This window comes from Bacillus sp. S2(2024), assembly GCF_050474045.1.
Lineage (GTDB): Bacteria > Bacillota > Bacilli > Bacillales > Bacillaceae_G > Bacillus_A > Bacillus_A yunxiaonensis.
In genome coordinates, this window is the sequence record NZ_JBFLUS010000003.1 from 1,823,600 (window position 1) to 1,843,052 (window position 19,453).

A 19,453-nucleotide genomic window follows, 5' to 3' on the forward strand; every position below is an offset into this window, starting at 1 on the left:
ACTACAAATGAAAAGTTGGAGATATATTGCAGTTATTATGTTGTTAGTGGAGGAGATTTTCATTAGGGAAGTCATACCTTTCTTATTGATTCTCTTGTCAATCAGTAATGCCCGCTATACTATTAAAATAGAGACATAAAAAAGGGGTGTTTTCGCATGAAATTTGAGATGCATACAAAGATTATTGTAAACGAAACAGAGAAGCGAGTACATATGGAAGATAATATCTTTCAGTTAATGTTAGATGGATATCATTTATTTGTAGTTGATGAAATATTGCCAGTGTATAAAGCAGGACAAGAACTTATTGGAAGTGCAGTTGTGAAGAAAGTGGAATGGGAAGAAGGAAAGACAACCCTTTTATATCAGCTTATTTCACTTCATTCGGTGAATTAATAAAAAGAAAGGAAGGAAAAAATGAAATTTTTTCATACAGCCGATTGGCATTTAGGAAAGCTTGTTCACGGTGTTTATATGACAGAAGATCAGCGTTATGTATTAGAACAATTCGTACAAGCTGTTGAAGAAGAAAAACCAGATGCCGTGATTATTGCAGGAGATCTATACGATCGTGCAATTCCGCCAACAGAAGCGGTAGATTTATTAAATGAAGTATTACAAAAAATTGTGATTGAATTACAGACACCAGTACTTGCGATAGCCGGGAATCATGATAGTCCAGATCGTATTCATTTTGGGAGTGGCTTAATGAAGAAGCAAGGGCTGCATATAATTGGACAATTTCAATATCCATATGAGCCTGTTGTAATGAATGATCAATACGGAGAAGTGCATTTTCATTTAGTTCCATATGTGGATCCGAGCATTGTCCGTCATGTGATGAAAAATGATGATATTCGTAGTCATGATGATGCAATGCGTATTTTTATGAATGAGTTATCGGAAAGTATGGATAAAGAGGCGCGTCATGTTTTTATCGGACATGCTTTCGTAACATCGTCCGGGGAAGCGGAAGAAAATACAAGTGATGCTGAGAGACCATTATCAATTGGCGGAGCAGAATATGTAAACAGTCATTATTTTGATGATTTTCATTATACAGCGCTTGGTCATTTACACCAAGCGCATTACGTACGTAATGAAACAATTCGTTATGCAGGTTCACCGCTCGCGTATTCGATTTCGGAAGAGCATCACAAAAAAGGATATTACATTGTTGAATTAAATGAAGCAGGAGAAATAACAATTGAGAAACGGTTATTAACGCCGCAACGTAGAATGAGAACAGTTGAAGCGAAAATTGATGAATTGATGCAGCATCCTGTTTGTGAAGACTACGTATTTGTGAAATTATTAGATGAAAACCCTGTACTGCAGCCGATGGAAAAGATTCGTTCGGTTTATCCAAATGCGATGCATGTAGAGCGTGTTATTCCAAGAAAAGAGTCAGCCAATGAAAATGCTACAGTCGTTTCGCGTCATAAAATGGATGACCTTTCTCTTGTGAAAGCTTTTTATAAAGAAATGAAAGGGACTGAGTTATCAGTAGAAAAAGAACGTCTCTTCTTAGAAGTATTAAAGACAGTTCATGAGCGAGAGGGTGAGAGAGCATGAGACCTATCAAACTTATTATGACAGCATTTGGTCCATATAAGCAGCAGGAAACGATTGATTTTGAAGAATTAGGTGAACATCGAATCTTTGCGATTTCTGGAAATACAGGTGCAGGAAAAACAACGATTTTTGATGCAATTTGTTATGCGTTGTACGGAGAAGCGAGTGGAGAAGAACGAAATGATACAAGTATGCTTCGTAGTCAATTTGCTGATGATAACGTATATACAAGCGTTGAATTACTATTTCAATTAAAGGCAAAAACGTATTGTATAAAAAGGCAACTTGGTCATAAAAAGCAAGGTAACAAAACGATTACAGGTCATGCGATTGAATTTTATGAAGTCGTTAATGACGAGCAAATCCCTTGTGTAGATCGTTTCCATGTGACAGATGTAAACAAAAAAATGGAAGATTTAATTGGTCTGAGTAAGCATCAATTTAGTCAAATTGTGATGCTTCCACAAGGTGAATTTCGTAAACTATTAACATCTGAAACAGAAAATAAAGAAGAAATTTTACGCCGTATTTTTAAAACGGATCGATATAAATTAATGCGAGAGTTATTAGATCAAAAGCGTAAAGAATGGAAAGATGTGCTGCAAGAAAAGCAAAAAGAACGAGAATTGTATTTTCGCAACGTTTTCAAACTTCCGGTGCGGGACGGTGCGCTGCTTGAAATATTAGCAAATCAAGAACATGTGAATACACATCAAGTAGTAGAAGCGCTTCAACAAGAAATCGCTTTTTATGAAAAACAAGAAAAGCAATTAGAAAAACAAGAATCCATACAGATAAAGCAATTTAAAGAAGCGGAAACAGGATATCATGAAGCGAAGGCTTTAAATGATAGGTTGCAAGATTTGCAAACAAAACAAAATCGTTACGACTCATTGCAACAGGAACGTTCTTCTATTGAAGGAAAAGAGAAGCAATTCAAACAAGCCGAGCAAGCAAGCCGATTATTGCCGTTTGAGCAGTGGTATAACGAAGCGGTTCAAAGTGCTCAGCAAGCCCAGCACTATATGAAACAAATCGCTGTAAAACAAGAACAACTTGTATTAGCCTATGAGCGTGCGGAGCAGCAGTACGAACAAGAAAAAAACAATGAAGAAGTTCGCGAAGAAGCGAAACGAACTGTACAAAGATTAGAAGAATTAAAAGAGGTTATCGCCACATTTGCGGATAAAAAAATAAAATTAGCTGCCTCAGAAAAACAAATGGAGCAGTTTAAGGTTGAGAAAAGTAAATTAGAGAAGCAGCAAGAATTCAGCAGCACACAAAAGCAGCAGCTTTCAAGTAAGTTAAAACAGATCGAACAAGCGTTTGAGCAATATATAGCAAAAGTAGAGCAGTTAAGTCGCATGCGTGAAGATGCAAAAGTATTAAAAGATGCATATCAAGTATGGCAAGAAGTACAAAAGTATGAGAGGGAAAGAAAAGGTGCTTTAGAACATATGAATGCTGCTCAGCAAGCATATGAAACACTAGAGAAATCATGGTTAAGCGAACAGGCTGGTCAGTTAGCAATTCATTTACATGATGGCAAGCCATGTCCTGTTTGTGGTAGTACTTCTCACCCAAACAAAGCGACTGAACAAGAATTGTCTATTGATGAAGAACAGTTAAATATTTTTCGTGAACAAAAAGCACAAGCTGAAAAGCAGCACGTTCAAATAGAAGAAAAATATAATTTTTATAAAGCTCAATATGAAGAATTATGTAAAGAAGTACAAGCTCGTGGGTACTCTGTATCAGAGTTAGCAGATGCATATCAAACGTTAATTCAACAAGGAAAACAGTTAGCTGCAGAAGTAAATGAATTAAAAGCAAGTGAAGAAGAACGTAAACAATTATTACCGCAGCTTCAGAAGCTAGAAGAACAATTAGATATATTGCAAGCAACTAAACGTAATGTAGAAGAAAAATTGCATCGCTCTGAAATGGAATCGATTCAACTTCGAACATCGTATGAAAATGACAAAGAAAAGATTCCAGCAGAGATGCAGACATTAGAAGCGTGGCAACAAGCGTATGAAGAAAAAGCTTCTTTACTTCGTCGTTTGCACGAAACATGGCAAAGAGCACAAGAGGAATTTCAGCGTTGCATGAGTGAAAAAATTCGTGTTGAAGAAGCGTATAAAGCAGCGCAGCAACAATATACACAAGGAAATGAGAACAAAGAAGAAAAGTATGCACGTTTTATGACAGAACTTGAAGCAAGTGGTTTTGTGAGTCAGCAAGCATACACAGAGGCTAAATTGTCAGAAGTAGAGCGAAAGGACTTGCAACACCATATTCAATCGTATTACGGGACGCTCGAAGTATTAACAAAACAAATTGAAGAATTAACAGAGCAATTACAAGGAAAAGAATGGACAGAGTTAACGCAACTAGAAGAACAGTTGAAGGAACTAGAAATTCAGCTTGATATTATAAAAGAGCAACGTCAGCGTACAAAAAGTGCTAATGAATATATTTCTGATCTTCATGAAAATATTCGCCGCATTGATGAACAAATTCATGAAGAAGAAGCGGCATTCCAAGAGCTCGTTGATTTATATGAAGTCATGAAAGGTGACAATGAAAGTCGCATTTCGTTTGAGCGTTACATTTTAATAGAATATTTGGAGCAAATTGTTCAAGTAGCCAATGAACGACTTCGTAAACTATCAAACGGACAGTTTTATTTAAAACGAAGTGAACGCGTAGAAAAACGAAATCGTCAAAGCGGTTTAGGCTTAGACGTGTATGATGCATACACAGGACAAACGCGTGATGTAAAAACATTGTCCGGCGGCGAAAAATTTAATGCATCACTATGCTTGGCGCTCGGTATGGCTGATATCATCCAATCATACGAAGGCGGTATTTCAATTGAAACGATGTTCATTGATGAAGGCTTTGGTTCATTAGATGAAGAATCGTTAACAAAAGCGGTAGATGCATTGATAGACTTACAAAAATCAGGACGTTTTATCGGGGTTATTTCACATGTTCAAGAATTGAAGAACGCAATGCCAGCAGTGCTGGAAGTAAGGAAGCAGAAAGATGGATGTAGTAAGACTAGGTTTGTTGTGAAATAGATAGAGTGCCTGATTTTAATCAGCGGTCACAATTTTGGTCACGTATTTCGATACGTTATCTAATTTTTCAGAGACGGTACGTGTTTTATTTTCTTAGTAATACTCGTTCCGTCTTTGGTTTTTAATCAGATTAAATAGGTTTATACTTTTCAACTTTGGACTCTGCAAAATTGCAGAGTCTTTTTTATGTTCTTGATGGCTTTGCTATTCACCAAGAACAAGGGAATCGAGCTGTACATACGAGAACCCTTCTATAAAAATCATACATGAAAAAGGAATTTGGATGATTTTTCCGAATTTATTTATCTATGTAAACAACACTTGCACATTCAAATCAACCATAGGGTTATGGAATGACCAGTCAAAGAATTGAAAAAGGAAGGGTAATCGACTGTTTGTGATGTGCAATAAATTTTATAGCTAAGAATGAAACTTTTTTATAGAAGACACATATATTTATATTAGACTGACAGTCGGTCTAGATGAAAGGAGTTTCTTTATGAGGATTGTAAAGGAATATGAAGATCGTAGAAATGAAATTCTAGATACTGCAGAAAGGCTGTTCGTTTCTAAAGGATATATGAAAACCACCGTGAATGACATTTTACGAGAAATTGGTATTGCAAAAGGAACATTGTATCATTATTTCAAATCAAAGGAGGAAGTGATGGATGCTATTATTTTGAGAATTGTAAATACGGATGTAGCATCAGCAAAAAAGATTGCTTCAAATCCAAATATCCCTGTAATTGATAAGTTGTTTCAAATTTTAATGGCTCAAATGCCAAAAGCGGGTGAGAATAAAGAAAAAATGATTGAACAATTCCATCAACCAAATAATGCAGAGATGCATCAAAAAAGTTTAGTGCAAGCTATTGTGCATTTAACACCTGTTTTAACAGAGGTAATTGAACAGGGGATCAAGGAAGGGGTTTTTGTGACTGTATATCCCAGAGAAACAATAGAATTTTTAATTGCGTCTGCACAAATCATATTTGATGAAGGATTGTTTCAATGGCAGCCTCACGAAGCAATGCAAAGGGCAAAGGCGTTCATCAACATGATGGAGACCACTCTTGGAGCTGAAAAAGGTACCTTTGATTACATGTTAGCTATTTTGCTGAGGCAGTCATAGCATAAATTGTTTTATAAATTTATTAGACCGACAGTCGGTCTAGCGTTCTATTGAAAGGTGTGTATACGATGGAAAACAGTGCGAGCATAAAGTCTTCTGCTAAAGATTTTAACCTTATGGTAATCGGACAAATTGTATCTATCTTAGGTTCCACCCTTTTACGCTTTGCTTTATCGCTTTATGTCTTGGATATAACAGGTCGTGCAGATATTTATGCTACTTTATATGCTATATCCAGTGTGCCTCTTTTGTTATCTCCTCTTGGTGGTGCTATCGCTGATCGGTTTAATCGACGCAATTTAATGGTCATATATGATATGTTAAGTAGTATTATTATTTTCGGCTTTCTTTTGTTACTGTCCATCGGCAATACTTCTGTGATATTGATTGGTATTGTCATGATTTTGTTAGCGATTATTAGTGCGATGTATTCTCCCGTTGTTATGGCGAGTATTCCGCTGCTCGTTGCGGAAAAAAGGTTAGAACAGGCCAATGGAATTGTAAATGGTGTTCAAGCATTGTCAAGTGTGGCAGCTCCTGTTTTAGGAGGAGTTCTATATAGTATGGTAGGGTTAAAAACTCTTGTTTTCATGAGCTGTATTGCTTTCTTTTTATCAGCAATATTAGAAATGTTTATTAAAATCCCATTTACGAAAAGAGATATCGACGCACATATTGTACCAACAATTATAAAAGACATGAAAGTTGGGTTTATTTTTGCTATTAGAGCGCCTTATATATTGAAATCTATGATTCTGGCAGCAATTCTCAACTTAATTCTTACACCACTTTTTGTAGTAGGTGGTCCCATCATTTTGCGGGTAACGATGCAAAGCGGCGATACATTGTATGGTATCGGGATGGGACTTATAGAGTTTGCTACAATTTTAGGGGCTTTATCTATTGGTTTCTTTGCAAAAAAGATGAAAATGAACACAATATACCAGTGGTTACTTATTATTGCTTTATTGATTATACCGATGGCTGTCTCCGTTATGCCCCTTGTTCTTAGATTTGGATACTACTCGTCATTTATTCTCTTTATCTTGTGTGCAATCCTTATTGCAATAGTAATGACCATTATTTCTATCTTTGTCATTACTATTGTGCAAAAGAAAACACCTGATGAAAATTTAGGAAAAGTTATGGCAATTATTACAGCGGTTGCGCAATGTATGGCACCTATAGGGCAGGTCATATATGGATTTATTTTTGAAACCTTCAGTATAAAAATTTACTTACCTATATTATTTGTAAGTTTCATAATGATAGTAATAGCGATTGTAACAAAGAGAATATTAAGAAAAGAAGGATAGGGATCTTTTGTTTTAGAATTTAAATTTTTCGGATTAATATGATAATATTTTATGATAAGGTGTATGTATAAAGATAAAATAAAAAGGATGGTAAAAATGCAAAAGAGACCAGAAGCAAATGAATATAACCCATATTATGCAACATACATAAACTTATTACCTGAGGGAGATATCGTACATATTTTAGAAGGGCAAATGAAAGAGACGAACCTTTTATTGAAGGATATTTCTGAAAGTGAAGGACATTTTCGATACGCTCCTAATAAATGGAGTATAAAAGAAGTAATCGGTCATATTGCGGATACTGAACGTATTATGGGTTATCGTCTGCTTTCTATAGCGAGAGGCGAGACAGCGGAGCTTCCTGGATATAATGATGATATGTATGTTCTTAGAGCTGCATTTGATAAGCAATCTATGCAAGATCTTCTTGAGAACTTAACAGTTGTTCGTCAATCTACTGTGCATTTGCTTAAAAGTTTAGATAAAGAAGCTTGGTTACAAAGGGGAATTGCGAACAATTCTGAAGTCACGGTTCGTGCATTGGCAAACATTATTGCTGGTCATGAGCTTCATCATCGTCAAATTATAAAAGAACGTTATTTTAGTTCGGATGCTTATCCATCCAGATAAAATATGAAATTGTAAATGAAAATAAAAAAGAGATTGATTCATAAAACATTTTGAATTAGTCTCTTTTTTATTTTGCTGCGTATCAGTGGAATTATAAAAGTATTTATGTCAAAATAAAATTCTCATTACATATAACTGTTAATTCAATATAGTATGTAAGGATTCGTAAATGAACGGTTATAATGAAACATATAGAAGAGGGGGATACTTTGAAAACGGGAAATGTATTAAATATTTTCATTTTATTTATGCTATATACGCTGTTAATGATTTACATTGGGTGGAATGGCTGGGTTTGGGTTCATACGACTTTTCACGTTCAATCTTGGGGATATTATGGGATTATAGTTGGATTATTTTCATATGCGTATATTCTAGATCGATTGATTAAATTTGATTCACCTCTTAGAACAATCGGTTCTTATTGGTTTGCAGTCATACAATATGCAGTCATACTATTACCAATAGCGGATGTAACAGTATTCATTTTAGATTGGTTCTCTATTCCGAAAGAACAATCTATATTTTGGACTGGAATAATCGTTCTTCTTATTTTTGTTCTTATTTTTGCCTATGGAACATTTAATGCGTATAGTCCAATCGTTCGAAAATACGAGATTCACGTATCTAAAAAAGTTAATAATCGTAAGACACTTCGAATTGCGATGGCTTCAGATATGCACTTCGGTAAACTGTCCGGCTTGTCGCACCTTCAAAGATTGGTTGATCATGTAAACGATATGAAACCGGATATCATACTTTTGCCGGGAGATATTATTGACGATCATCCAGAATATTTTATAAAAAAGAATATGGGACAAGTGATGAAACAAATGCATGCTCCGCTTGGCATCTATGGGGTGCTAGGAAATCACGAATATTACGGCGGTGCTATTCCAGAGTTTCTGCAAGAAATGGATAAGATTGATGTAAATATATTATTAGATGAAGTTGTTAAAATTGAAGATTCTTTTTATATTGTAGGAAGAAGAGATAAGACGGATCGAAATCGTAAAAGTTTTGAGGAGTTAATGAGCACTGTAGATAAGAGTTTTCCAATCATTGCAATGGATCATCAGCCATTTGAATTAAAGCAAGCTGAAGCATCAGGTGTTGATGTATTATTGTCTGGACACACTCATAGAGGACAAATGGCACCGAATCATATCATTACAAGAAGAATGTACGAATTAGATTGGGGATATGTACAAAAAAACTTATTTCATGCGATTGTTTCCTCGGGATTTGGATTTTGGGGACCACCTTTAAGACTTGGGAGTCGATCAGAGATTATTCAAATAGAACTTACATTTGATTAAGCAGAAAAAACAAGGGGATTTTGACCCTTGTTTTTTTATATAATGTATTGTTTTTTGTGATTTTATTATTCTTATAATTTTGATTTTTTCATCTAATTTATTTAAAATAAAAATATAAGATTTTAGTGATGTCAATGAAGAGAGAGCTGTATGAAAGTTTTGGAGAAAATAAGGGGGATACGAGTATGTTAATTAAGTCTATTAATTGTAAAGTTGACGAAGAAAAAAAGGAACGATTTTCAACTGCTCAAGAGCAATGGGGCGAGTTGAAAGAATTAGAGGGGTTTCATGGACAAATCGGGGGATGGAATGAATCGGAGGCGTATATTGTAGGATGCTGGGAAAATATGCGAGCGTATCAAAGGTTTATGAATGAAACACATGATACTATTTTTTATGATAGCAATCAAAAAGATACATATACATTATGTGAAACAGAACTGTATCAATCTTTATTTGATATAACGGATACTTCATTTGTAGAAGCACTGGCGCATAGTTCCTTCTTACGAGTAGCAATATGTGATGTGAAGCAAGGACATGAAAAGCAATTTTTACATATGCAAGAAACTGTTTGGAATCCAGGTATGCTAAGCGCAGAAGGAATGATGGGAGGAGTTGTTGGAAGATCCCTTTCTGCGAATCGTTATATTGTTCTGTCTTTATGGAAAGATGCAGCAGCTCACCAACATTATGTGAAAGAAATATTCCCTCAATTACATCATACAGCAAACCCATCTGAACAATTGTTACATATAGAGGGGAAACAAGTTACACTTGTCAATTCTTGGTCTGTATTGCCTATTCACTGTGTATAAAATTCATTAATTTATCCCGCTATTCGCGGGATTACTGATTGGTTCAACTTCCATCACTGGCCAGTGATGGAAGTTGAACTTTATACAAAGGAGGGGGATGTATGCCATATCCGAAACATATTGTAACGGCTGCAACGGTCGTGTTAAATGATAAAAAAGAAATTTTACTTTTAAAAAGTCCAAAGCGAGGCTGGGAAATCCCTGGTGGTCAAGTGGAAGAAGGAGAAGCAATTCCAATAGGTGCTATTAGAGAAGCGAAAGAAGAGACTGGAATCGACATTGAGATTATAAAATATTGCGGAGTATATCAAAATGTTTCACAATGTATTTGTAACCATTTGTTCTTAGGAAAGCCAGTCGGGGGACAATTTTCAACAAGTAGTGAAAGCTTAGATGTAGGGTATTTTCCTATTGAAGAAGCATTACAAATGGTAACATGGACAAATTTCAAAGAGCGTATTTTACATTGTTTAGATGAAAAGAAACAACCATTTTTGGTGACTTTTTAATGAGATAACAGGATAGATATCGATATTTTTATATAAAACAGCGGTTATTGAAAAATAAACCGCTGTTTTATATTTGTATTTTTACAGAGGAGGTAAATCAATTTTTCCTTCTTCAAATAATTCTTTTAGCATGTGCTTTGTATAGCCAGCTGCCTGTGCGAATGTAATTTTTGCCGGCATAGGGGCTTCATTGACATCAACGATAATGTCAATAATACATGGTTTATTTTGCTTTACAGCTTTTTCAAAAGCAGGCATTAATTCCTCGATTTTTTCCACCCGGTAACCGATTCCACCACATGCTTCAGCATATTTCGCGAAGTTTGGATTTGTAAGTTCTGTACCAAATTCAATATTTCCCATTACTTCTTGTTCAAATTTAATCATGGCGATTTTATGGTTGTTTAATACGACTACAATGATTGGAAGGTTGTATTTCACAGCTGTTACAAAGTCGTTCATCGTCATACCAAATCCACCATCTCCGCAAATTGCGAAAACTTGTTTATTTGGATACGCAATCTGCCCAGCAATTGCACCGGGAAGACCACAGCCAAGTGTTGCTAACCAGCTCGACAAAATAAAGCGTTGATTTGTCATACGGAAATGGCGCGCTGTCCAAACTGTTACATTGCCTACATCTACTGATAAAATAGCATCATCGTGTGCGACTTGCTGCACAGCATGCATTACTCTTTGTGGTTTAATTGGAATAGAAGTGTCGTTTTCTTGATTGTGCAGTTTTTCTTCCCATTTCTTCATCAGTTCTTGGTGATGTTCTAAGAAAGAGCAATCAGTATGTTTTTTAATATTTTGTGTGAGCCATGTTAAGGTTTTATCAGCATTACCAGCAAGACCAATATCAGTTGGATAACGCTTTCCGATTTGTGCGGGATCTGTGTCGATATGAATTGTTTTTGCTTTGTCTGGTAAAAATCCTGTGAATGGGTAAGAAGTACCGACCATAATGAGTGTATCAGCATTTTTCATTGCTTCATATGAAGGTTTCGTTCCAATTAAACCTAAACCACCAATACAAAGCGGATGCTCATCTGGAATAATTCCCTTAGCTGGAAGTGTTAACACAATAGGAGCTCCAATATGTTCCGCAAAAGCAAGCAAAGATTCCCTTGCATCTTTTGCGCCTTTTCCTGCTAGAATAACGGGCTTTTCTGCTTTATTTAATGCAGCCGTTGCTTTTTCTAAATCATGCTTTTGCGGAAATAATTCTGGCATCGTAAAAGAAGAAGTAGTAATCCGTGCTTTTGCATCTACCTCAAATTTTTGAATGTCATCCGGAATTGTAAGAACTGACACGCCTTTTTTTGTATAAGCCATGCGAATTGCTTGATTTACAACAGCAGGCAATTGTTCAGCTGACATAATTCGCTGGTTATAAACTGCGACATCATCAAACATTCTTTCTAAATTTACTTCTTGGAAAAAACCAGTTCCAATTAAATCAGACTCAATTTGACCGGTGATAGCGAGGACAGGTGCTTGATCTAATTTGGCATCATACAATCCATTTAGTAAATGAATTGCACCTGGTCCTGCGATTGCCATACATACGCCGAGTTTTCCAGTTAATTTTGCATAAGAAGCAGCTGCTAAAGCACCGGCTTCTTCGTGACGGACTTGAATGAACTTAATTTTATCTTGTGCTTTACGAAGGGGCTCGATAATAGAATTAATAGAATCACCCGGCATGCCATATACGTGATCAACACCCCATTCGATTAGTAAATCGACTAGTACTTCACCGGCTGTTTTTCGAAACAATATGCTCACTCCTTTATTCTAAAACTAAATTTATCCCGCATTAACGGGCAGTAAGACCCCCCACCTGGAGATTCAGATAAAGCGAAGAAGCTAGGTGGGGGATAACTGCTGGCATGCGCCCGATTGCTTCAACTAACCATCAGTGGGATGAAGAACCCCCCACTGATGGAAGTTTCACTTTATTTTTTGATAAAATAGGTAAAATATACAAATGAATAGAAGGTATGGAGAAGTGAGCTTATTCAAGTACAATAATCCGCAATGATACGATATAGAAGGGGGATGGAAGTACTGTGTAGGAAAAAGACTCACATAAAGGTAAGCGCAACAAAAAAGCAAAGCAGTTTATTTACTGCTTTGCTTTTTTGTTGTAATGAAGTATAAGGGGAAAATAGAAAATACTCGATGATTCATATAGTTAGAAATGTTATGTATTTATGCTGGTGATAATAAGGGAGGAAAAGAGCTCAATAGTTGTTAGCAATTATGTATGCCTGGAAATCATTTGAATCATCATTAGGGGAGATGGAAGAAAAAGCCTTGCAGAGAACATCCTGCAAGGGCAACCAATGGTTTATCCCAATCGAGGCAATAAACGTTCTCCGCTTTTCATTTCACTTCCACATAAAGGACATTTCGGATGTTCTTCAAATGCGAAATTCTTTCGCATCCATCCTAAGCACTCTTCTGACTCACATTCCCAAACTGGGATTTCTTCTGGTGCTACTTCTGCAACGTCATTCTTTTTGTTACGATACATGAGATCACTCCTTTTATGTGAAATATTTGTTTATATAAGTAAAAAGGTTGTTAACCGTTCGTGTTAACAACCTTTTTATTGTCTAAATTATAGCTTTACAACGTTTTTAGCTTGAGGTCCGCGGTTACCTTCTTCAACTTCGAAGCTAACTTCTTGACCTTCGTCAAGAGTTTTGAAGCCATCGCCAGTGATAGCTGAGAAGTGAACGAATACGTCGTTTCCGTCTGCAACTTCGATGAATCCGAAACCTTTTTCGCTGTTAAACCATTTTACTTTACCTGTTAATGTCATGGTAAATGCCTCCTAAAAATGAAAAAATAAATGTAATATGATCCGTCTTATTTCTAAGAAAATAAAAATTCACATATTATCAAAAACCCATAAGGAACGCATATCATCCCTATTGATGCTTGATAATATGTGAAGTGGATTTGCTTGCGTATTGTATTCTACAGTTTCATTTTACAACGAAATGAGAAATATTGCAAGTGATGGTAACATTTTTAGCTGTCTTAACAAATGGCCTCCCCATGCAAGATTAACTTGCTTAGGGAGGTGGATGCATTATAAGGAAGCTACGAAATAGAATCGATGTGCTTTTACTTCAATATACCCATTTTGTTGAATGGAGTTATGAGTCCAAAGTAAGCGATCTTCATATTTTGATACTGAAAAATTAGGGATTTGCCATGGAACTGCTTTTAAATAATACACAATGCTTCCGATGTCGTAAAAGCGTTGATACGGGAATGCTTCTTGTTGCTTAAGAATTTGAAAGCCCGCTTGTTTTAGTTGTGAAGAGGCGTACTGCATGTTCCAATTACTATATTCACTTTCGGTATTTGCATGAAGCAGGTGATTTAATTCTAAATTATCTAATCCACCCACCTGTTGTGTGATAAAAATGCCGTTTAGCTTTAAAATTCTTTTTATTTCTGTCTCAGAAGATGATTCATGTTTATTAATAATTAAATCAAATTGGTTATCTGAGAAAGGTAAACATGTATCATCTTCGACAGGATAAACAGAGACACCTAAAGGCTCTAATTTTGCTTTTGCTAAAGCTATATTTGGTGGGTAGCCTTCTGTTGCTACAGTTCTAGCCGGAAGAGGGGTTAACAAAGATAAAAACTCACCGCCGCCAGTCCCCATATCTAGCATGTTATCTACTTTTGGTATATAGTGTAATACATTTGCTGCATAACTCCACGGCAGAGGCTCTGCACTTAGTCTTCCAGTATCTGCTAAAAACGAGAAGTTCCATCCATGAAAAGGTTTAGCAGCCTGTTTAATGAAATTGTAAAAAGTGTCCTTCATTGTAATTCCTCCTTAGTTATATATTAATAGCTGTAATATATAAGAGGAGGTCCACGACATGAAGTGAAGTTACTAAATGTCTGTTACATAGTGATACATATATGTACATTTCCTTTCTAATAGAATATCAATGAAATATCTTAAGGGTTATTGTAAGATTTTAACAAAGATTAGTGAGTATGAAAATCAGAAAAATTTGTTTTTTTGTTTTTTATTAATTAAGAAGAATAGTATGAAGGGCCTGTATTAAATATGGAAGTAAGAATTTGTTGGAAATGATAACCTAAAAGTTAAATATAAATATATAGAAATATCCTTTTATTCCACTTTTCATATAGAAATTATATTTTTGTGAACATAAACTTTTTTTTAAAATTTATGATAATATAATGTAAGATAAAATTTAATCTTTATGTCACTTCTTACATTTTATGTTAAAAAATAAGGGGAATATAAGTAGTGATTTGTAAGTGGAGGAACAACATGGATAATCTTACAATTTGTGTTAATTATGCGTTTGAAAATGAACGAAGAGAACAATTATATGGGTTGTTCGAACGAGTATTTCACATTCCAGTACATACATTACAAGATTTTTATAAAAAGGGGTTTTGGGATGAAACATACTCTCCGTTTACTTTATTTGAAGAAGATAAAGCAATTGCAAATGTATCTATGTTTTCAATGCCAATGATGGTTGGGGGAGAGCGTATAAAAGCAGCTGGTATTCAGTCTGTCATGACACATCCTGATTATCGTAATAAAGGATTGATGAAGCAATTGTTTTGTGAAGCATTGAAAAGCATCGATGAAGAGTATACATATTCATTCTTATTTACAGAAACACCAGAACTGTATACATCATTTGGTTTTCAAATAGTGAAAGAATACATATCAACTATGCAGTATGAAAAGAATGAACTACAGTTATCAGCAATTCGAAAATTAGATTTTTTTGATGCAGAAGATTTGCAGCTTATAAAAGATGTATTTGAAAACAAAGAATGTCTTTCGCGAGCTTTTGCACCGCTGCACTATCAATCTTCTTTTTATTTACATATGTACGATCAAAAGTGGAACGATAAGCTTTACTTTTCGGAAGAAATTAAAGCTATACTTATATACGAAGTTGTAGATGGTGTGTTGAAGTTATACGGAGTAATAAGTGAATTTATGCCTGTTTTAGATGAATTATGTGCAGTAATTCCGGAAGCATTTCATACGATAGATTTTTATTTTTCTCCAGATCAATTAGGAGTCGAAGATTTCAAATTAAAATTATATGAATCAAATAAGTATTTTATGGTAAGAGGCGAAATTCCTATTGAAATTAATGAGTGTAAGTTTCCAATCTTAGCAGAATTTTAATTTTTTTGTTTAGAATAGTTGGAAAATACCGACTTTGTTGCTGCGTTTACAATAATAGTACATATATAATGATTCAAAGTATGGTAGGTGAAAACGATGCCGATTCTATGTTTAGAAGGTGCTAGTGCCGTCGGAAAAACAACGATTTGTAGAGAGTTGGAAAAACGATACGGTGCATACATTGTTCCTGAAATAAACTTACTTTTTAAACGTCCTGCTGATGAGCAGAAGAATTGGTATTTGGATCGGCAAGTTGAGCGCTGGAAAATTGCATTAGAGCAGTCAAGTAAAAAACACTCATCGAATTATAATTGATGAGTGTTTTTTGTTGTAACGATTTTTGCTTCTATCCAATTTACAAGGTTTCTAACTCGGCTTTTGTAATTCTATATTCAACTGCTGTTAAATCGAAACTTTAGGTTAATCTCAAAATTTCGGCTGTTTTTCAGGTTTGTTTTTGTAAACTGTCATCCTTTCTAAAATAGGCGCTTTATACTATACGCTTTCATAATCGTCCCCTTCTTTGAAGCGAGTTGTTATAGTTGGCCACCAATGGAAACCATCTTTTTCTAATAAAGCATCAGATTCCTTAGGACCCATGGATCCAGATTCATAGTTAGGGAATTCTTCAGCTTTTTTATTTTCCCAAACATTTGAGATAACATCAACAAATTTCCAAGAAAGAGCCACTTCCTCCCAATGTGCAAAATTGGTTGAGTCACCGCGCATACAATCATATAGGAGAACTTCATATGCCTCGGGTGTGTTCATTTTATCTGCACAGTTATTGCAATAGCTTAATCTAATTGGTGTTGATATAACACTGCTATTTGTTTGTTGGGCATTTAAATGCAGTGTAATTCCTTCATCGGGTTGGATATGAATAATTAGTAAGTTAGGGTGAGTCTTTTTTTCTTTATTAAAATATAGGTTCATTGGTAAGTCCTTAAATTGTATGACAATTTCAGTCGACTTCTCTTGCATACGTTTACCTGTTCGAATATAAATAGGAATCCCTGACCATCTAAAGTTTTCAATCATTAGCTTAGCAGAGACAAATGTTTCTGTATTTGATGCTGGATCTACTGCATTTTCTTCTCTGTAGCTAATCACATTTTCTTCATTTACGATACCGGGTCCGTACTGTCCGCGAACAAAATATTGTTCGACTTCGTCTTCAGAAAGAGGTTTTAAAGCACGAAAAATTTTTATTTTCTCGCTTCGAATCTCATCTGCTGTTAATTTAATGGGCGGCTCCATTGCAAGAAGTGCAACCATTTGCAGCATATGATTTTGTACCATATCACGGAGAGCACCCGAAGACTCGTAATAACGTCCACGATCCTCAACTCCTAATGTTTCACTTGAAGTAATTTGAACGTTAGCGATATATTGATTGTTCCAAAGTGGTTCGAAAATAGCATTAGCAAAGCGGATGACTTTAATATTTTGAATCATTTCTTTTCCTAAATAATGGTCAATTCGATAAATCTGTTCTTCTGTAAATGCTTGGCGAAGCTGATTGTTTAGTTCTTCGGCTGATTCGTAGTCATGGCCAAACGGCTTTTCAATAACTAGACGAATCCATCCTTCAGTAGAAGTTAATCCTTCTGATTTTAAATTTGTAGCAATTGTACCGAAAAAATCAGGTGCCATTGCTAAATAAAAAATGCGGTTTCCACTCGTATTATAATTTTCATCCAGAGTGCTTAACAAACTTTTAAGCTCTTGATAAGAAGATATGTTTGTTACATCAAAAGGATGGTAATAGAAATGGGAAGCAAATGTATCCCGACTTCCATCATCATCTGGAAAGTGGTTAACAGATTGTCTGACATTTTCACGAAATGTTTCATTAGACCAGGGTCTTCTTGCAACACCAACAACAGCGAAGTCTTCGGAAATATTCCCGTTACGATACAATCTATAAATAGAAGGAAACAATTTACGCTTTGCTAAATCGCCTGTTGCGCCAAAAATAACAATAATAGCTTTAGGAGTTTTCATCATGTAATGGGCCTCACTTTATTCTAAATAAATTTATACTTAGTATGCGGTTTATTTGGTAATACATGTAATATACAGGATAAATAATTTACTGTAGCTTACTGAGTGATGAGATGCACACATATAAGAAGGAGAACTTTAAGAAGTAGAGAAATATAGAATTAAATTAAAGATGGGGGAATAAGATGAAAGTGCAATTGGGAGCAGTGACGAGAGAGAATTGGCAAGAGGCTCTAAAATTAAAAGTAAAAGATGTTCAAAATCATTTTGTTCCTACTGTAGCAGTATCGCTGGCTAAGGTGTATATTAAACCAGATGGTGATAATGTAAATTATCTGCCCTTTGCAATTTATGAAGAAGAGCGGGGAATGATAGGTTTTGTGATGCATGCTTATGTAGAGAATACTAATGATATGTATTGGATCAATGGCTTTATCATTGATGAAAAGCATCAAGGTAAAGGTTACGGTCGAGCTGCGCTACGAGAGATGGTGAATTGGATCATAAAGCAATATACGCAGTGCAAAGAAATTCGCTTAACAGTTCATAAAGAAAACTATGCTGCTCGTCAATTATATAAAAGTTTTGGTTTTGTTGAAGCAGGGGGATTTGATCAAGAAGAAGACTTATTGCGCTTTATAATTAGCGAGGAAGAATAGACGATAGGTAGATATCAAGGTATATTAGTTAGAGCTAATATACCTTTTACAATTTTACGATGTTTTTCGCTTTACATTAGTATGAGAATTTTAAAAAGGTACTTTTGTTGACGAATATATTGATACCTGTAAATGATAGCATCCGTAAGGCTTGTTGTTAAAACATAGTAATTTTAATTCATAATTTTATATCTATGCGTACGAAAAAAATACTATAATAATTTAATAAATAAATATTTTGGGAGGAACTATTTTTGAAAGAGTTGATATATTTAGATAAGGACTTTATATATTCTTTTATTACACAAATAAATAATGAATCAACAGGTACTAAAAGTACAGAGGTTCAAGAACAAAGAATGGAGGCAAAAGAAAATACGCTAGGGCAGCAATATAGTGCTCTGAATCAATTTGAACATTACCTTCTTAAAAAGTCTTCTTTAGTTAATTTTAATGAAAAGAAGGACAGCGAGGAAGTGACTCTAGGTTCTTATATTAAATTCACATCAAGCTTTCAACCAATAAATTTTGATGTTGTTCAAAAAATGATAAATGATAAATTTATTAAGTTTCTTTTTAATAAACTAGAAGAAGCAAAAAATGTAGAAGTACAAAATATCCTTGAACAAACATTAACACTAGAGCAAAGGGCTGTTTTTTTGAATGAACTAGAAAAAACTTACGACAATATGGTGGGTGTTCAAAAGAATAAGATTCATTCAATTAAAGATATGTTGGTATACATTAAAGAGGCTATACCATTTAGCTCGTTTATAAAGATGAATAATTGTTTAATACCAGTTAAGGACAGTTATTTAAGAGAAAGCATAGGAGAACTGGCTTTTAAATACGGATCAGGAGACACATCAGTCGAAATTACCCTTATTGGAAAAATAACAAAAAAAATTAATAAGAAAGAAATGAATGCCCTTGACTATTCGAATTTAGTAGATAAGCAGCCAAACGAAATTTTAAATGAATTTTTAGGATTTCCTACAAATTTGCTAGGGGGATTTGGATTGGTAACAGCAAATAATTATATCATTTCACCGGTTGCTATGTATTTCGAATAAGGCTGCATCGTTGATTTTTTCTCCCGCACTAACAGGGTAGTAAGAGCGCGATTGGTTTAACTAACCCTCAGTGGAAGATGAAGAAAAAATCACTGA

17 protein-coding genes and 1 pseudogene are annotated in these 19,453 nt (G+C 34.9%); 13 read left to right on the forward strand and 5 right to left on the reverse strand.

The features are described 5' to 3' along the window. The first annotated feature begins 156 nt into the window (after positions 1–156). From AB1284_RS09090 to AB1284_RS09130, 9 genes are all read left to right on the forward strand, one after another. Positions 157–396, forward strand: a complete 240-nt coding sequence (locus AB1284_RS09090; protein ID WP_429749986.1) for a DUF2584 family protein — start codon at positions 157–159, stop codon at positions 394–396. A 21-nt stretch (positions 397–417) separates the two neighbouring features. Further along, the gene (locus tag AB1284_RS09095; protein ID WP_429749984.1) at positions 418–1,575 is read left to right on the forward strand and encodes an exonuclease SbcCD subunit D; all 1,158 of its coding nucleotides are present in this window, start codon (positions 418–420) and stop codon (positions 1,573–1,575) included. After that, on the forward strand, positions 1,572–4,661 hold the full coding sequence (locus AB1284_RS09100; RefSeq protein ID WP_429749983.1) for an AAA family ATPase: 3,090 nt from the start codon (positions 1,572–1,574) through the stop codon (positions 4,659–4,661). The genes AB1284_RS09095 and AB1284_RS09100 overlap by 4 nt, the downstream gene beginning before the upstream one ends. Before the next feature lie 499 nt (positions 4,662–5,160). After that, positions 5,161–5,796: a TetR/AcrR family transcriptional regulator gene (locus AB1284_RS09105; RefSeq protein ID WP_429749981.1), complete on the forward strand. Its 636-nt coding sequence runs from the start codon at positions 5,161–5,163 to the stop codon at positions 5,794–5,796. A 68-nt stretch (positions 5,797–5,864) separates the two neighbouring features. Next, positions 5,865–7,112: an MFS transporter gene (locus AB1284_RS09110; protein WP_429749980.1), complete on the forward strand. Its 1,248-nt coding sequence runs from the start codon at positions 5,865–5,867 to the stop codon at positions 7,110–7,112. A 96-nt stretch (positions 7,113–7,208) separates the two neighbouring features. Beyond that, a complete protein-coding gene (locus AB1284_RS09115) occupies positions 7,209–7,745 on the forward strand; it encodes a DinB family protein (protein WP_429749978.1) in 537 nt (178 codons plus the stop codon). Between the two features lie 248 nt (positions 7,746–7,993). Beyond that, positions 7,994–9,064, forward strand: a complete 1,071-nt coding sequence (locus AB1284_RS09120) for a metallophosphoesterase (protein WP_429754312.1) — start codon at positions 7,994–7,996, stop codon at positions 9,062–9,064. A 185-nt stretch (positions 9,065–9,249) separates the two neighbouring features. Beyond that, a complete protein-coding gene (locus AB1284_RS09125) occupies positions 9,250–9,882 on the forward strand; it encodes a YdbC family protein (RefSeq protein ID WP_429749977.1) in 633 nt (210 codons plus the stop codon). A 101-nt stretch (positions 9,883–9,983) separates the two neighbouring features. Next, entirely contained in the window at positions 9,984–10,391 is a 408-nt protein-coding gene (locus tag AB1284_RS09130) for an NUDIX hydrolase (protein WP_336480527.1), read from the forward strand. Between the two features lie 81 nt (positions 10,392–10,472). On the opposite strand, the gene AB1284_RS09135 is transcribed toward AB1284_RS09130, so the two are convergent. The 4 genes from AB1284_RS09135 to AB1284_RS09150 form a co-directional block, all read right to left on the reverse strand. Further along, positions 10,473–12,173, reverse strand: coding sequence for a pyruvate oxidase (locus AB1284_RS09135; protein ID WP_429749975.1), 1,701 nt, complete (start codon positions 12,171–12,173; stop codon positions 10,473–10,475). A gap of 574 nt (positions 12,174–12,747) precedes the next feature. Then, complete coding sequence (locus AB1284_RS09140) at positions 12,748–12,933, reverse strand: cold-shock protein (RefSeq protein ID WP_020061359.1); 186 nt, start codon at positions 12,931–12,933, stop codon at positions 12,748–12,750. A gap of 87 nt (positions 12,934–13,020) precedes the next feature. Continuing rightward, a complete protein-coding gene (gene cspD / locus AB1284_RS09145) occupies positions 13,021–13,224 on the reverse strand; it encodes a cold-shock protein CspD (protein WP_090911503.1) in 204 nt (67 codons plus the stop codon). Positions 13,225–13,497: 273 nt separating this feature from the next. After that, positions 13,498–14,250 carry a class I SAM-dependent methyltransferase gene (locus AB1284_RS09150; protein WP_429749973.1) on the reverse strand — a complete coding sequence of 251 codons (753 nt, stop codon included), beginning with the start codon at positions 14,248–14,250 and terminating at the stop codon, positions 13,498–13,500. A gap of 483 nt (positions 14,251–14,733) precedes the next feature. Here AB1284_RS09150 and AB1284_RS09155 point away from each other — a divergent pair, with 483 nt between their 5' ends. Both AB1284_RS09155 and AB1284_RS09160 read left to right on the forward strand, forming a co-directional pair. Further along, positions 14,734–15,618, forward strand: coding sequence for a GNAT family N-acetyltransferase (locus tag AB1284_RS09155; protein ID WP_429749972.1), 885 nt, complete (start codon positions 14,734–14,736; stop codon positions 15,616–15,618). A 96-nt stretch (positions 15,619–15,714) separates the two neighbouring features. Continuing rightward, a pseudogene (locus tag AB1284_RS09160) lies at positions 15,715–15,909 on the forward strand (chloramphenicol acetyltransferase); the annotation flags it as partial. A 204-nt stretch (positions 15,910–16,113) separates the two neighbouring features. Here the strand turns inward: AB1284_RS09160 and zwf are convergent. Continuing rightward, on the reverse strand, positions 16,114–17,628 hold the full coding sequence (gene zwf / locus AB1284_RS09165; protein ID WP_429749970.1) for a glucose-6-phosphate dehydrogenase: 1,515 nt from the start codon (positions 17,626–17,628) through the stop codon (positions 16,114–16,116). A 182-nt stretch (positions 17,629–17,810) separates the two neighbouring features. Between zwf and AB1284_RS09170 the strand changes: the two genes are divergently transcribed. Together AB1284_RS09170 and AB1284_RS09175 are read left to right on the forward strand one after the other, a co-directional pair. After that, positions 17,811–18,284 (forward strand): GNAT family N-acetyltransferase, encoded by a 474-nt coding sequence (locus tag AB1284_RS09170; protein WP_429749968.1) that lies wholly within the window; start codon positions 17,811–17,813, stop codon positions 18,282–18,284. A gap of 254 nt (positions 18,285–18,538) precedes the next feature. Further along, positions 18,539–19,357, forward strand: coding sequence for a DUF6414 family protein (locus tag AB1284_RS09175; protein ID WP_429749966.1), 819 nt, complete (start codon positions 18,539–18,541; stop codon positions 19,355–19,357). Positions 19,358–19,453 lie beyond the last annotated feature (96 nt).